13 protein-coding genes and 1 tRNA gene are annotated in these 14,166 nt (G+C 43.6%); 11 read left to right on the top strand and 3 right to left on the bottom strand.

Features of this window, described 5'->3' with window-relative positions; genetic code table 11:
• Positions 1-68 precede the first annotated feature (68 nt).
• Positions 69-725, bottom strand: coding sequence for a Crp/Fnr family transcriptional regulator (locus tag ACOMA8_RS00465; protein ID WP_161899157.1), 657 nt, complete (start codon positions 723-725; stop codon positions 69-71).
• A 419-nt stretch (positions 726-1,144) separates the two neighbouring features.
• Here ACOMA8_RS00465 and ACOMA8_RS00460 point away from each other — a divergent pair, with 419 nt between their 5' ends.
• On the top strand, positions 1,145-2,410 hold the full coding sequence (locus ACOMA8_RS00460) for an MFS transporter (protein ID WP_161899156.1): 1,266 nt from the start codon (positions 1,145-1,147) through the stop codon (positions 2,408-2,410).
• A 105-nt stretch (positions 2,411-2,515) separates the two neighbouring features.
• A complete protein-coding gene (locus tag ACOMA8_RS00455; RefSeq protein ID WP_421367478.1) occupies positions 2,516-2,692 on the top strand; it encodes a hypothetical protein in 177 nt (58 codons plus the stop codon).
• A gap of 144 nt (positions 2,693-2,836) precedes the next feature.
• Here ACOMA8_RS00455 and ACOMA8_RS00450 read toward each other — a convergent pair whose 3' ends face one another.
• Positions 2,837-3,136, bottom strand: a complete 300-nt coding sequence (locus ACOMA8_RS00450) for a bacteriocin immunity protein (RefSeq protein ID WP_161899154.1) — start codon at positions 3,134-3,136, stop codon at positions 2,837-2,839.
• 832 nt (positions 3,137-3,968) lie between these two features.
• Between ACOMA8_RS00450 and ACOMA8_RS00445 the strand changes: the two genes are divergently transcribed.
• On the top strand, positions 3,969-4,997 hold the full coding sequence (locus ACOMA8_RS00445) for a 3-deoxy-7-phosphoheptulonate synthase (RefSeq protein WP_421367475.1): 1,029 nt from the start codon (positions 3,969-3,971) through the stop codon (positions 4,995-4,997).
• A 125-nt stretch (positions 4,998-5,122) separates the two neighbouring features.
• Here the strand turns inward: ACOMA8_RS00445 and ACOMA8_RS00440 are convergent, their stop codons facing one another.
• On the bottom strand, positions 5,123-5,695 hold the full coding sequence (locus tag ACOMA8_RS00440) for a hypothetical protein (protein WP_421367473.1): 573 nt from the start codon (positions 5,693-5,695) through the stop codon (positions 5,123-5,125).
• 509 nt (positions 5,696-6,204) lie between these two features.
• Between ACOMA8_RS00440 and ACOMA8_RS00435 the strand changes: the two genes are divergently transcribed.
• The 8 genes from ACOMA8_RS00435 (at position 6,205) to ACOMA8_RS00400 (ending at position 13,962) form a co-directional block, all read left to right on the top strand.
• Positions 6,205-7,092 carry an ROK family protein gene (locus ACOMA8_RS00435; RefSeq protein ID WP_161899151.1) on the top strand — a complete coding sequence of 296 codons (888 nt, stop codon included), beginning with the start codon at positions 6,205-6,207 and terminating at the stop codon, positions 7,090-7,092.
• A gap of 575 nt (positions 7,093-7,667) precedes the next feature.
• The gene (glyA, locus tag ACOMA8_RS00430; protein WP_421367469.1) at positions 7,668-8,912 is read left to right on the top strand and encodes a serine hydroxymethyltransferase; all 1,245 of its coding nucleotides are present in this window, start codon (positions 7,668-7,670) and stop codon (positions 8,910-8,912) included.
• Between the two features lie 189 nt (positions 8,913-9,101).
• Positions 9,102-9,866, top strand: coding sequence for an ABC transporter ATP-binding protein (locus ACOMA8_RS00425; protein WP_161899149.1), 765 nt, complete (start codon positions 9,102-9,104; stop codon positions 9,864-9,866).
• Positions 9,859-11,532 (top strand): ABC transporter, encoded by a 1,674-nt coding sequence (locus tag ACOMA8_RS00420; RefSeq protein WP_421367466.1) that lies wholly within the window; start codon positions 9,859-9,861, stop codon positions 11,530-11,532. The genes ACOMA8_RS00425 and ACOMA8_RS00420 overlap by 8 nt, the downstream gene beginning before the upstream one ends.
• A gap of 204 nt (positions 11,533-11,736) precedes the next feature.
• Positions 11,737-12,366, top strand: a complete 630-nt coding sequence (upp, locus tag ACOMA8_RS00415; protein WP_161899147.1) for a uracil phosphoribosyltransferase — start codon at positions 11,737-11,739, stop codon at positions 12,364-12,366.
• A gap of 166 nt (positions 12,367-12,532) precedes the next feature.
• Positions 12,533-13,330, top strand: coding sequence for an alpha/beta hydrolase (locus tag ACOMA8_RS00410; protein WP_421367464.1), 798 nt, complete (start codon positions 12,533-12,535; stop codon positions 13,328-13,330).
• An 80-nt stretch (positions 13,331-13,410) separates the two neighbouring features.
• Positions 13,411-13,483 (top strand) — tRNA-Thr (locus ACOMA8_RS00405).
• Positions 13,484-13,725: 242 nt separating this feature from the next.
• The gene (locus ACOMA8_RS00400; protein ID WP_161899145.1) at positions 13,726-13,962 is read left to right on the top strand and encodes a hypothetical protein; all 237 of its coding nucleotides are present in this window, start codon (positions 13,726-13,728) and stop codon (positions 13,960-13,962) included.
• The last annotated feature ends 204 nt before the right edge of the window (positions 13,963-14,166 follow it).

Raw genomic sequence — 14,166 nt, 5'->3', positions numbered from 1 at the left:
AGTACATGGAACTTATTGATAGTGATAAGAGATGCCTTAAAAGAGGTTTTCTGAAAAGCAACTCTCAGTTAGAAGATAATATTGTCTTTAATCATTTCTAAGTCGTGGATTAGGATTTTTCGCTCTTTCATGCAAATCGCTCCCATCTCGCGGAGCTGTTGCAGCATGCGGCTGACTGAAGAAGCTGTTGTTATTCCACAGAAATGTGCGATTTCTTCGTTGGTAACGATAAAATCAATCAAGATTCCTTCATCAGTTGGGACGCCGAATTTTTCTTGCAGTTCAAACAGCTGGGTACAGACTGCTCCAAATTTTCCGTTCATCAACATTTGTTGTAGTTTTTTCATATTGTGAAGTAGGCGCACACGATAATAATCCTTGACATACTGCTGCAGGTCATGACTTTGATTGATATCTTTCCAAAACTGGACGCGATCAATTCGATAAAGCTCTGCGACTGGCGATTCAATACGGATGTTGAAGGGTGCGTCAATAAATTGGGAGTACTCATCTTTCAAAAGAGACACAATCTCTAGTTGATTGATGTAGCGCAGATTGAACTCGCGGCCATCCTTTGAGATGACGCTGGTTTTGATAACGCCGCTTTTCAAAATGTAAGCATAGCTGTCTTGCAAACCTTCATAAGTCAGGTATTTTTTGCGGGTCTTTTTTACGATAGGAAATTGGTGGGCAGTGAGGTATTCCTGTAAGACGTGATTGTCCATCCGGTTGGGCTCCTTTGGTCTTTTCAGCTGCCAACTGTCGTAATTTTGATGGCAATACTTGTTGGCTGATACGACAATTTAGTTAAGCTTGAAACTGTACAATTATTTTCTGAAAAGATAGTTGCCTCTATTAAAAACCTGCTGACGGCAAAAAGCAATAACAAATGTTAATAAAAAATGTTTTCAGCACATGTTGATAGCAAACTCGATTTTTCTTGATGAAAATTTTCTGTAAACTATCGCCATTAAGTATTAGCTGCCGTGAAAATCTATTAAAGGGCGCCTTGATAGATTTTTCGCAGTGAAAATATTGAAGCCGCAGCTGCTGGTGAAGGATTGCATCAGTTGGAATCAGCTGGTAATTCAGCAGTTTTTCACTTTGCTGACTGCACACAGTGGACTTATTTCAGGAGGAACCTATGGAAAATCAAGAGAAATTATTTAACAAAGGGTTTGTCAGTATCACGTTGATCAATTTTGTCGTGTACTTGGTGTATTACCTGTTGATGGTAATCATTGCAGTGATTGCCCAAGACAATTTGCATGCCACTCTCAGTCAAGCAGGGTTGGCGTCGGGAATTTATATTATCGGAACGCTGATTGCTCGCCTGCTGATGGGGAAAAAATTGGAATTGTATGGGAGAAAAGCGGTCTTGCGCTATGGCGCGTTGTTCTATTTGGCAACGACGATTGCCTATTTGTTCATACCAGGAATTGGCGTACTTTATGGGGTTCGCCTGCTGAACGGTTTTGCCTATGGGACTGTTTCTACTGCTACGAATGCCATTGTCACCGCCTATATTCCACGTTCTAAAAACGGCGAGGGAATTAATTATTATGGACTGTCTACCAGTTTAGCGGCAGCCATTGGTCCTTTTATTGGGATGATTCTGTTAAATCTCACCAATTTTTATACAATCATCATTTTCTCAGTCGTATTAATCGCTGCGACAACAATTGCTTGCTGGGTTTTCCCAGTGAAAAATATCACCTTAACACCAGAACACAGAGCTGCTTTGGACAGTCGCAGTCTCGATAGCTTTATTGAGAAAAAGGCGCTGTTTATCACTTTCATCGCTTTTTGGATGGGCTTAGCCTACTCCAGTGTGCTATCTTTCTTATCTTCTTACGCACAGGTTATCCATTTAGTCGATGCGGCTAGCTTTTTCTTTGTTGTCTACGCTTTAGTAATTACCGCCACACGACCAATGTCTGGTCGAATCTTTGATGCAAAAGGTGAAAACTATGTAATGTATCCCAGCTATCTTTTCTTGGCCGCTGGATTAGCAGCGTTGAGTTTCACTACTAGCAGCTGGATGCTTTTAGTATCTGGTGCCTTGGTGGGACTTGGCTATGGTACCTTTATGTCAAATGGGCAAGCCGTTTGTTTGAAAACTGCAGATAGCCACCGGATTGGTATTGCGTTGTCTACTTATTTTGTAGGACTCGATCTTGGTTTGGGGGTTGGACCTTACCTTTTTGGCATGTTGCGTAGCCACATGAGCTTCCAGAATATGTATTTGGCTGCCGCTATTTTGCCGATTGCTTGTGCTGTAGTCTATCGACTGTTCTATCGCCAAGCAGATGCAATGGAAGATGCTGTAGAAGAAGTGGTGGAAGAAGTTAGCGCTAAAGCAAAATCAATTGTTAAACCACTAAACTCAGCAGACGATACAGTCAAATAACTAGTTATTTGGATTGTTGTTGAAAGTATACCGTCCAACACTGACAGCTTAGTTGTCCGTAGACGGTGAAAAAATAAACGCCTTAAGGCAGGAGGTGTCCCGTGCATGGACAAGGATATGGTAAAGATCATGCAACAGACATTGAACAAACTAGACGAAATCGCCCATAAATTGGAGCATATCGAGGTCAACACTCATCATCTAGACGACCAGCAACAAAGCTTAGAAGGTACGATGAAGCAGTTGAAACAAGTCGTTCAAAATGATAATTTTATCGGCTAATTACGGCTAAACGCTTCGATTGCAATGAAATAGGGAGAGTTCGTTTCCCACTCAGAAATGAGCAACTAAAAACCTGCTGAAAGATTCCTTTCCGATTCTTTCAGCAGGTTTTTTACCAGTTAAGAAAAATGTGAGTAGCGATTATCAAAACCACACCGGTAGCATCATAGCGCTGATTGCCACACCTTTGTAAGCTTCAGCCTCTTTTTTGAGTTGATAAAACAAAGTCAATAGTGCTTTGGGGAAGTGGTCTTTGTTTTCCAGATAACGCATTGGAATCTCACTGCAAATACGAGCAGCGATCAGCTTTGGATTTTGGGTCTTTTCCAGTTCAGATGCGGCTTCCAAGACAAAATCCTGCAGCTCAGAAATAGCCGCTACTTCTGGATCTGAGTAAGCGGTACTCAATTGCGCCATCATGGTTGTTACTCTGTTTTCAGTCATCTCATCATCTCCCAAATCCTACTATACGCTTCCTCTAAAGGGTGTAAAGTGGGAACCATTGAGCTTACGGTTTTGATAGCTGGTTGATGCGAAAAAGGCAATGATGAATTTTCAGAAAACTCTTGACAATTGTCGTTTAGCGCTTTATCATGTAAAAAAGCACAAAAGAAAAGCGATGATAAGAATCAGTACACTTGAGACGAAGGACAGAAAGCAGCCGGTAGATGAGAGGCGCACGAAGTCAAAAGTGGAATTCCTCTTGGAGCTTCCCGTTGAAGAGCAGTAGGCGGTGACGGATGTGGCCTTCGTTAACAGGCCGGGGTATCAGTAGGCAGCATTCTCAGTTTCAGTCTGAGTATGAGATGGCCGACAGCGTACCTGTCAAGGTGTACGGTGTGAGCCGGACACAAAAAAAGGTGGTAACACGAGCATATAGCTTCGTCCTTTCCCGGATTGGGAAGAGGGCGGAGTTTTTTTATTTTATCGTTCTTGGAGGAATAGCGGCTGCTGCTATTTGTGCCAAGAAGGCAGGTGTGAATGTACTCAAGGATAAGAATTTTCCAAAATGAAAGCACCGAAAAATAAGTTTTGAGGCCAGGTGTCTAAACAAGATCCGCACCGTCACTCAAAGCGGACGTTTTCAAAAGTCCTTTTTGAAAACAGAAAATCTACACTAAAAACTAAAGCACCGAAAAACAAGTTTTGAGGCCAGGTGTCTAAACAAGATCCGCGCCGTCACTCAAAGCAGATGTTTTCAAAAGTTCTTTTTGAAAACAGAAAATCTACACTAAAAACTAAAGTACCGAAAAACTTCAAATTGGGGGAATTTAAAATGAGTTTCAAACAATTGAGTCAGCGTATCAATACAGAGACGGTAAAGGCGGTTACAAAATTGGATCCGGAGGTGGCTGCCAAAAAGGCTGACCGGGATGCCGAATTGGAGAAAATTATCACGGGTGAGGACCAGCGTATCCTTTTGGTGATTGGGCCGTGTTCTGCCCACGATGAAGAAGCTGTGATGGAATATGTCCGTCGTTTGGCCCAATTACAGACGGAAGTCGCTGATAAGGTCTTCATGGTTCCTCGTATTTATACCAACAAGCCGCGGACCAACGGCGATGGGTACAAAGGATTGTTGCATCAGCAAAAGTTGGATGAAGGGTCCAATCTGATTCGAGGCATTCTGGCTGTTCGTAAATTGCATAAAAGAGTCATTACCGAAACGGGGCTGACAACTGCTGACGAAATGCTTTACCCGGAAAATCTGGAGCTGGTGGAAGATCTGGTGAGTTATGTGGCGGTGGGGGCACGTTCGGTGGAGGATCAACAACACCGGTTTGTAGCTTCAGGCATCGATCAGCCAACAGGGATGAAAAATCCAACCAGCGGCAATTTGACAGTGATGTTCAATTCGCTATATGCGGCACAACAAAAGCAGGAGTTCATTTACAATGGGGCCGAAGTGGAGTCTAGTTCGAATCCACTGGCTCATGTAGTCTTGCGGGGAGCATTGAACGAGGCGGGAAAAAATGTACCCAACTACCATTATGAAGATTTGATGGCCGTTGCTGACATGTATAAGAAGGGGACTTTCAAAAATCCTTTCATCGTTGTCGATACCAACCATGACAATTCTGGAAAACAATGGGAGCAACAGGTTCGAATTGTCAAAGAAACGATGAACAATCGCGACTGTCAAGCTGACTTAAAGACTATGGTCCGCGGATTCATGATTGAAAGCTACTTGGAAGATGGCCGTCAAGAACCAGATGGACAAGTCTTCGGACAGTCCATTACCGACCCTTGCTTAGGTTGGGAGAAAACAGAACAACTGGTCCGCTGGATTCACGCCAACGCCTAGAGAAATGATTTTTGATAAGCTATTAATGAAGCTTCTTTCCTTTAGAAAACGCGAAAAGTAACTAAAAAAATCGATAAACCCAAATCTCAATGAGTCGGGTTTATCGATTTTTTTAGTTAAGCTAGTTATTGCAGCAATGAACCAAAGCGGGGTTCTTGCAGCTCGTGTCCTAGATAGCGATAGACAGGATAGTTCTCTCCATTTGGCAACTGGAGAAGTTTGACTCTAAAACTGTAAAGAATCGTTGGCAAAGTGTTGCAGTGCTGCTGTACATAAGAAATCACTCGGTGGTCCCAATCACAAGCAACAGTAAATGTATCTTTGAAGACCCGTTCATCTAAAGCTTTCGTGATCCTTTGAACCAACGCCGGGTGATCGTTTTCCGAGGTATGCTGCCGGAGATCATAAAGCAGCTGATTTTTATTGGGAATTCGACAAAAATTGTTGCGATGGAGGGTCACTTCCTCCCAATACTCTTGTTGGTAGTGCTGTAGCTTATTCAGTATAGTGAGCAGGTCCGACTGCTGACTGCTGTATTGGTGTAGATCTTCCAAAAGAGCAATGGGTAGTTCATTGACCGGCGTATGAGCCTGCCTCCATTCAAGAATCAGCGCTTCGTTCCAGCGGGTCTCGTGATAAAAGTGGGTCGCAGAAACTGTCAAATTATGTTCGATGAAGCGTTGGATCGGATATTTCATGATATTCCTCCTTTTGCACAGCAGCAGATAGCGTAAATGGCAACAATCACAGATGGATTTCACATTATCGGAGAATAAGAAAAAGAGACAGCAGCAAACTAGAAGTTTCTTTCTATCTTCTAATGATAGCACAACCGAAATGAAAGCGTAATCAAAAAGTAAGATAGTTCACAAAGCTTTTGAAAGAATATGATCTTTTGAATTCCTGGATTTGGTTGTGATGACTCTGTAAGAGGAAAAACGTCTGTTAGATTCCCTAAGAAGCTCCAAAAGAGTTTGTACATCAATCATTAGATAAATTTGTTATTTTTCCCATGATAAGGTGGCTTCATTTTCGGCTAAAAAGTGATACAATAAGAACAAGGTCTAGACCTGTAAGCGTTTTGCTGAAGGCAGGCAAAAGGCAGCGGCAGGCTTCGAAACAATCCATAAGAGGGAAGCAACTTCCTCTAGCATAAAACGTTTTTGAAGCAAACTGGCTGCTCAACCAATCTCTAGGAGGAAATACTATGAAATTAGCAGTATTTGATATCGGCGGCTCAGCTGTAAAATATGGATTATGGGAAAATCGTGAAATTAGTCACACTGACAAATTTACAACACCTGCCAGTTTCGATGAGATGAAGGCAGAAATGAAAAAAGTAGTCGCTGGCTTTGGCGAGGGAATTGAAGGCGTGGCAATCAGTGCACCGGGGGCAGTCAACGTACCTGCTCGCCGGATTGATGGTATCAGTGCCGTGGAATACATCCATGGTCGACCTATTTACGATCAGTTGGAAGAACATTTGGGATTACCTGTGACTATCGAAAATGATGCCAACTGTGCCGGCATCGCCGAAGTTCAGATGGGGGCCGGAAAGGATGCTGAGAATGCTGTCTTTGTAGTAATCGGTACCGGTGTGGGAGGTGCGATCTTCATCGACCGCAAACTTTACAAAGCCTCTCACCTTTTCGGAGGTGAATTCGGTTTGATGAAACCGCGCGGCGATCGGACCTTGAGTCAAGTGGGAACTGGGGTCAAAGCCGCACTACAGTATGAACAAATCACTAAAAAAGAAATTGATGGCAAGGCGCTCTTTGAACTTCAAGAAGCCGGTGATAAGACTGCAGATCTGGTTTTGAAGGAAATGTATGACAATATCGCAGCTGTTTTGTACAATATTCAGGTTTCCATTGATCCAGACGTCGTAATTATCGGTGGTGGCATCTCTGCCCGCGCTGAATTACCGGAAGAGTTGGGTAGTCGTTTGTACAAAACATTGGCAGAAGAACGGGTCGAAGAAATCATGCCCGTGATTCGCAATTGTGAATTCCAAAATGACGCCAACTTACTAGGAGCCGCCTTGAACTTTGAATTATTGCACAAAGAGTTGCAAGACAAAACCTTGCGGGACTAATTGTCGATTGGCAATCGTTAATCGCTGGTAACAAATCAGAATAAGGTGCTCTGGTGTCAAAAAAGATACCGGAGCACCAATCAGACGGATAGTCGGTAAAACGCCAAGCAGTAAAGACAATGGGGACTAAAAAACGGTACTTTGCCTAACAAGGCAGCTGCGTTCAAAAAGGCTGTTACCAAGAAACAGTTGTTGAAGGTGGCTTGAAACGCAACTACCGTAAAGAAAGCAGCTGACATTCCCCCTCCCCCAGTTCTTTTGCCTGCAAGGTATTTTGCCGCTTTTTTATATTGCAGAGCTTCTGAGTGGCTGGACTTAAAAAGTCAAATTATTTTGAAAGTTCACAGAAAATATACGGCTATTTGTGTTACAATGCCATTAAATAGTAGAAGAATCGCCATAATGTTCGGCTTTGAAGGAAAGAACAGTGGCTCACAAGCGGTTGGGTTGCGGAGTTTTCCTGCTTCTGCTACTCTCAAATTGGCATTGCGGCTTTTTCGTAGGTAAAAGACGAAGAATCGCAGCAAGCTGAAAAATGTTTTAGAGCTATCAATAAGGTGAAGGGGTGTTTTTGTATGACGTATCGTGATTTTGATCCGGATCTATGGCATGCTGTGGATCTCGAGCTGAACCGGCAGCAAAATAATTTGGAGCTGATTGCTTCTGAGAATATCGTTTCTGAAGCGGTCATGGCAGCACAGGGCAGTGTCTTGACCAATAAATATGCTGAAGGCTATCCGGGGCGCCGCTATTATGGTGGTTGTGAATTTATTGATGTAGTAGAAAACCTAGCGATTGATCGTGCCAAGGAACTTTTTGGTGCCAAATATGTCAATGTTCAGCCTCACTCCGGCTCTCAAGCGAATACAGCGGCTTATCTGGCTTTGATCGAAGCAGGAGACGTTGTGTTGGGGATGGATCTTTCCGCTGGCGGACACCTGACGCATGGTTCCCCGGTGAACTTTTCTGGTAAAACCTATCACTTTGTCAGCTATGGGGTCGATCCTACCACTGAAGTTATCGACTATGATGTTGTTCGAATCCTTGCCCGTAAGCATCAGCCAAAATTGATTGTAGCCGGTGCCAGTGCGTATTCCCGCACCATCGATTTTGCGAAGTTTCGTGAGATTGCAGATGAAGTCGGTGCCAAATTGATGGTGGATATGGCCCACATCGCTGGATTAGTAGCTGCTGGTCTGCACCCATCACCGGTTCCTTATGCTGACATCACCACCACGACTACCCACAAAACATTACGGGGACCACGGGGCGGGATGGTCTTGACTAACAACGAAGAACTGGCTAAAAAAATCAATTCTGCGGTCTTTCCGGGAATTCAAGGGGGACCTTTGGAGCATGTAATTGCAGCGAAGGCTGTTTCTTTTAAAGAAGCATTGGCTCCTGAATTCAAGGACTATGCCCAACAAGTCATTGACAATGCCCAAGCGATGGCCCGTGTCTTTAATCAGGCACCAGAAGCCCGGTTGGTATCTGGAGCAACGGACAATCATCTGCTTTTGATTGACGTTCGCGGTTTTGGGCTGAACGGCAAAGAAGCCGAAACAATTTTGGACAGTGTCAGCATCACCGCCAACAAAAATTCGATTCCTTTTGAATCACTGAGTCCATTCAAGACGAGTGGTATTCGAGTTGGGACACCAGCAATTACCAGCCGCGGCTTCAGCACAGAAGATGCAGTTGAAGTGGCCAAATTAGTGGTGCGGGCCTTGCGAGAACGTGACGACGAGGCAGCTTTGGATCAGGTTCGTTCTGAGGTAAAAGTACTGACTGAAAAATATCCATTGTATCCTAATTTGTAATTTTATTACCCAATAAATATTGTTCTGACAAAGAATTCCGTAGTCCAGAGGGGCTGCGGTTTTTATTTTAAATTTTCTGACAACATAGACAGAGGTATGCAAAGGGAGTACAATGATGGAAATTTGAAAAGTGAGCTGTAACCCAGCTATTACAAGATAATGACTGGGCTACAGGAAAGTGGGGATAACATGATTGAATTTCAACAAGTGACAAAAAAATATGGCAACAACACAGCTTTGGATCGGCTGGACCTTCAGATTAAAACCGGAGAAATTTTTGGCTTTTTGGGACACAATGGTGCCGGAAAATCCACTACCATCAAGAGTTTGGTTTCAGTGATTGAACCCACTAGCGGCAAAATCATTGTCGACGGCAAAGAGCTGAGTGCCAATCGTTTGGAGATTAAAAAGCGGATTGGCTATGTTCCGGATACACCAGATTTGTTTTTGCAGTTGTCTGCCGGTGAGTATTGGGATTTGATTGCGGCTGCCTATGAATTGCCAACTGACAAGAAAAAAGAGCGTTTAGAGGAACTGGCAGGCTTGTTTGATATGTTGTCACACCAAGAAGAAGCTATTGGTAGCTTTTCCCATGGGATGCGGCAAAAGGCGGTTTTGATTGGCGCCTTGTTGCCAGATCCGGATATTTGGGTGTTAGACGAGCCTATGACCGGACTTGATCCACAAGCTGCTTATGATTTGAAAGAGATGATGAAGCGGCATGCGGCACGGGGCAATACGGTGATTTTTTCGACTCACGTTTTGGATACCGCACAACAGTTGTGTGATGAACTGGCGATTTTGAAAAAAGGCGAGTTGATTTACAATGGCAATACTGATGACTTGTTGGCGCAATCACCGGGGGAATCACTGGAAGCAATCTATTTGAAGATGGCCGGCCGGCAATCAGATGGCAACACCTTAGCAAGATTGGAGGGTGAGGCCCATGAATAGACAAAAATTGGGGGCATTGATTCGTACATCGCTGCGTTATGCCAATCCTCAATATACCGAGAAGGCTCGCAAAAAAGGAAAAAGCGGGGCTAAATTGACCCGCTCGCTGGTTTTGCAGTTTGTCTTTCTGGCAGCGTTGTTTACAGTGTTATACGGGGGAATCCTCTTTTTGACTGATTTTTCTCGTATGTCGGGTTATTTTACGATGTATGTCGGTCTTTTCGGAATCTTGGCCTTGTCCCAGGGAATTTCGGTAATCTACAATGTCTTTTTTGAAAGCAAGGATCTGGGAGCTTACTTGCCGCTGCCGTTTCAGCAGGCGGAAATTTTTCTTTCAAAAATCCTGGTCGTTATGCTGACAGTAGTACCTTTTGTGTTGCCATTGTTGGTATTGTTTGCGCTAACGGCATGGCAATCTGGCAGCATGATTGTGCTAGCCGCCGTTTTGGGAATCGTGGGCTTTCTACTATTTTTAGGCGTCATGTTGTTCTTGTGTGCCTTGATTGTATTGGGTTTGACCCGGACCAAGCTGTTTCAAAAGCATAAGAAGCTGATGACGACGGGGTTGATGGTTTTGTCGACTGGGATTGCGGTTGTGGGTGTACTGGTGATGCAAAACTCTGGTCATGTGGACTATTCAGAAGCCTCGGAAGCTTTGCCGGATCGAGGGGCACTGGTGCCGTTTTTGCCAGTCTATTGGGCCATGAATCGTCCATTTTCGCTGCAAGGACTTTTGGGATGGGCAATCTTGATTGGTGTCTTTTTGATTTTGGCTCTGGTCATCAAAGTGTTTTTCTTGCCTAAACTCTACGAACAATTGACTGAGATTTCGACTGCCCAAGCGGTGGTCAAGCGCAAACGCAAAGATGGTCAAAGCCTGAATCAATTGCTGCGGGCCTATAACCTCCAATTAATCAAAGATCCGAATCTGGCAATGCAGGTGCTATCCAGCTCGGTCATGATGCCGCTGGTGATGTTGATCTCTTCTGGCGGAGCGGTTCGCAGTACCCTGACAGACGGTTTGCCTGCTAAATTAGCTGGGGTGGCGTTTGCTGCAGGCTTGTTATTGTCTTTTCTGTCTTCCAATCCGACGTCCTTTGTGGCTAATATCATTTCTTTAGACCGAGAAAATTATGACTTTATCAATACGCTGCCTATCTCTAAGAAAGACTATTTGAAGCAAAAATTTCTCGTAGGTTATCTGATCCAAGCAGTGATTGCAATTTTGATGGCGGTGGTAGGTGGCGTGATGTTCAAGCTGTCACCACTGTTGATTATCTCATTGATTTTGGGCACTTTAGTGGGCAGTTTTGTAATGAGTCTGTTTTATTTTGCCAGAGATCATCGACTGCTTTTGACTAACTGGACCAGTGTCACACAGCTTTTTCAACGTGGTGGTGGGACTTGGCTAATGGTAATCGTGATGTTTTTGGGAATCTTTTTAGGATTTATTGCTATTGGTGTGTATGCAGTTGCGGCGCTATCGCTACCTTTTGTACCACTGAATATTTTAGTAGTAGGCGGACTGCTGTTGATTTGTGGCGGCGTGATTGTTTACTTCAAAAAACAATTTTGGGACAAGCTGGACACACTGGACTGGCAGCGACGAATTTCTTTAAATAAAGGCGAAGGTCCTCGAAAAATTGGACCCAAAAAATTTCGCTAAACAAGAAACTCCCCCATAACGGCGGGAGTTTCTTGTTTAGCAGATGAACGCAAATTGTCGTTGGAATCTTCAAAAAAGAAGATATTTTCAGCAATTCACTTTGTCAGTTGTGAGAATCGATATCTTGCATTACAATAAAAGAAAACTGCGCCAGTGGATCGGGAAGCTTTTCCGATGCAAGGTGACAATCAAGGAGTGTACGTAATGGGCAAATTTCAAGTGATCGACCATCCGTTGATCCAACACAAACTGACCATCATTCGGGATAAAAACACCGGAACTAAAGTATTTCGCGAGGTAGTCGATGAAATCGCCATGCTGATGGCTTATGAAGTTTCACGAGACATGCCACTGGAGGACGTTGAAATCGAAACACCGATTGGCCGCTCTACCCAAAAAATGCTTTCCGGTAAAAAAGTTGCTGTGGTACCAATCTTGCGTGCCGGTATCGGAATGGTGGATGGAATTTTGGAATTGATTCCAGCTGCTAAAGTGGGCCATATCGGTATGTATCGGGATGAAGAAACATTGGAACCTCATGAGTACTTCTTCAAGATGCCAGATGATATCGCTAGCCGTCAGCTTTTTGTAGTGGATCCTATGCTGGCTACTGGTGGCTCTGCAATTATGGCCATCGATTCATTGAAGCAACGGGGTGCTTCAAACATTAAATTCGTCTGTTTAGTAGCCGCTCCTGAAGGCGTTAAAGCATTGCAAGACGCTCATCCGGACATTGATATCTACACGGCTGCCTTGGACGATCACCTGAATGAACACGGCTATATCGTGCCAGGTCTCGGGGATGCCGGTGACCGTTTGTTCGGTACGAAGTAAACGCTGGAAAACTAATGATAGAAAGCCGAGGGGAAATTTTCCAATCGGCTTTTTTTTTAAGGGTAAAAGAAAATGGTTCTTGGATCTGACCGCTGAAATTGGAACAACTTATTTATGCTGCTACCCTGTTGAAAAAATGACTGAAAAAGTATTGGGGACTAGAGTGATGAAGGTGAAATTTTTCGAAGGAATGCATGGCCGAATGTCGTATGTTTTACAAAAGGGGGAAAGTGGCCGACCGCTGCTGGTTTTTATGGCTGGCTTTGGCACGACGAATAATTACTTGGAATTGAAGAATATTGCTAGGAGAATCGATAGTACTTTTTCAAAATTATTCATTGATCGCTTGGGTGTTGCCAGAAGTGATGAGACTTCGGCACCCCGAACTTGGCAGAATATTGTCGCTGAACTGCATGAATTGATTCGTACTTTGCATGAGGGCCCGGTTCTTTTCTTTGCACATTCCGCTAACGGTCCAATTTCATTGGCATATGCTCTAAGTTATCCTGATCAGGTCGCAGGATTGATTTTAAATGAACCAACCACTGTCAAAGTCGCAGAATTTTTTACTACTTCGAGTTATCAAAAAGCAAATGAGTGGCTTTCAGAAATGACCCCGGAAGAGCGTTATGAGGCAACAAAGGATCAGGAGTTAACACCGCAAGAGGAACAATTATTGGAAGCGTCAGAGAGGACATTTTCTGAAGGCACGACGATTTTTTCCGAGTATCTGGCTTCTGAGCAAAATTTAAAGGAAATTAGCGCCATTACCAAAGCCACAACTTCTCTACCGCCAATACTACTATTTGCTCAGCCTTTTAGAGAACAGGAGTACCGAGATTCTGAGTACGCCGGAGAAAAGACTAAGCTGTGTCTTATAAAAGGGCACCATGCGCTCTATTTGGCTCAGCCGGATTCGGTGGCCACAGCTATTAATGACTGGTTAAAAAGCCGGCCGATTTGATTCAAGAAAAAAACGGTTTTTACTTTACAAACGGCTGTTTTTTCACTATACTCTTATTCGTTGACATTGCTTCAACGAATGCCGACTTAGCTCAGTTGGTAGAGCAACGCACTCGTAACGCGTAGGTCGTAGGTTCGATCCCTATAGTCGGCATTTGAGAAACCTTGAGTAATCAGGTTTCTTTTTTTTACTGTAAAACACGACGGTGGCCTACGAAAATAAGAACAAAAACGATGCTGAACAGTCCTAGACGATGCAGGGAAAAGGATTCTTGTGGTGATTTTCTTGAGCCAATTTTTGAAGAAAAGTTAAAGCTGAAACTGTGAAAAAAATGATTTCCTGAAAAATTTCACAAAGTGTGCTATAATGAATGATATAAAGGGAGGTTTTTTATTGTGGCTACTTTTGGAAAATTTGATGCAACAGTCGTCCCGTCAGATCTCGGTAAGAAATTCAAACCCGAGACACATGTGAAATTTTTGATCTATGGTCAACCGCAAACCGGTGTGGTCACCAAACAGCTGAAGAATTCAGCAGTGGTGGAACTGGATCAGACTCCTGAAAATCAGCAGTTGATGGTTCAGAGCAATGGTGTCATGATTATCAATTATAAAAAAATGCAGAAAGTCTGAAGAGACTGCCAATAGCCTACTAGCCCAAAGTCGTTGCTTAGTCAGCGGCTTTTTTTGCAGAGTTTTGCTAAGTACAGCAAATATTACAGAGAAACTTTCTTCGTCGTATCAATTTGACGGGATACCTGGCACAACGATCATCGTAAAAGGGACTGTTGGTTTTAATACAGATGTATGCAGCTTTATCCCTAGAAGAGCCTACGG

Source organism: Enterococcus infantis (genome assembly GCF_049166715.1).
Taxonomy (GTDB): Bacteria; Bacillota; Bacilli; order Lactobacillales; family Enterococcaceae; genus Enterococcus_C; species Enterococcus_C leclercqii.
Note: the sequence above shows the minus strand (reverse complement) of the source record. Positions and strands in the feature narration are given on the sequence as shown.

What these genes read in the sequence shown, in the direction of transcription:
- ACOMA8_RS00460 (WP_161899156.1), top strand. Translation starts at nt 1,145, where the DNA reads ATGGAAAATCAAGAGAAATTATTTAACAAAGGGTTTGTCAGTATCACG.
- ACOMA8_RS00420 (WP_421367466.1), top strand. Translation starts at nt 9,859, where the DNA reads ATGAATAGACAAAAATTGGGGGCATTGATTCGTACATCGCTGCGTTAT.
- glyA (WP_421367469.1), top strand. Translation starts at nt 7,668, where the DNA reads ATGACGTATCGTGATTTTGATCCGGATCTATGGCATGCTGTGGATCTC.
- ACOMA8_RS00425 (WP_161899149.1), top strand. Translation starts at nt 9,102, where the DNA reads ATGATTGAATTTCAACAAGTGACAAAAAAATATGGCAACAACACAGCT.
- ACOMA8_RS00450 (WP_161899154.1), bottom strand. Translation starts at nt 3,136, where the DNA reads ATGACTGAAAACAGAGTAACAACCATGATGGCGCAATTGAGTACCGCT.
- upp (WP_161899147.1), top strand. Translation starts at nt 11,737, where the DNA reads ATGGGCAAATTTCAAGTGATCGACCATCCGTTGATCCAACACAAACTG.
- ACOMA8_RS00440 (WP_421367473.1), bottom strand. Translation starts at nt 5,695, where the DNA reads ATGAAATATCCGATCCAACGCTTCATCGAACATAATTTGACAGTTTCT.
- ACOMA8_RS00410 (WP_421367464.1), top strand. Translation starts at nt 12,533, where the DNA reads ATGAAGGTGAAATTTTTCGAAGGAATGCATGGCCGAATGTCGTATGTT.
- ACOMA8_RS00455 (WP_421367478.1), top strand. Translation starts at nt 2,516, where the DNA reads ATGGACAAGGATATGGTAAAGATCATGCAACAGACATTGAACAAACTA.
- ACOMA8_RS00465 (WP_161899157.1), bottom strand. Translation starts at nt 725, where the DNA reads ATGGACAATCACGTCTTACAGGAATACCTCACTGCCCACCAATTTCCT.
- ACOMA8_RS00445 (WP_421367475.1), top strand. Translation starts at nt 3,969, where the DNA reads ATGAGTTTCAAACAATTGAGTCAGCGTATCAATACAGAGACGGTAAAG.
- ACOMA8_RS00435 (WP_161899151.1), top strand. Translation starts at nt 6,205, where the DNA reads ATGAAATTAGCAGTATTTGATATCGGCGGCTCAGCTGTAAAATATGGA.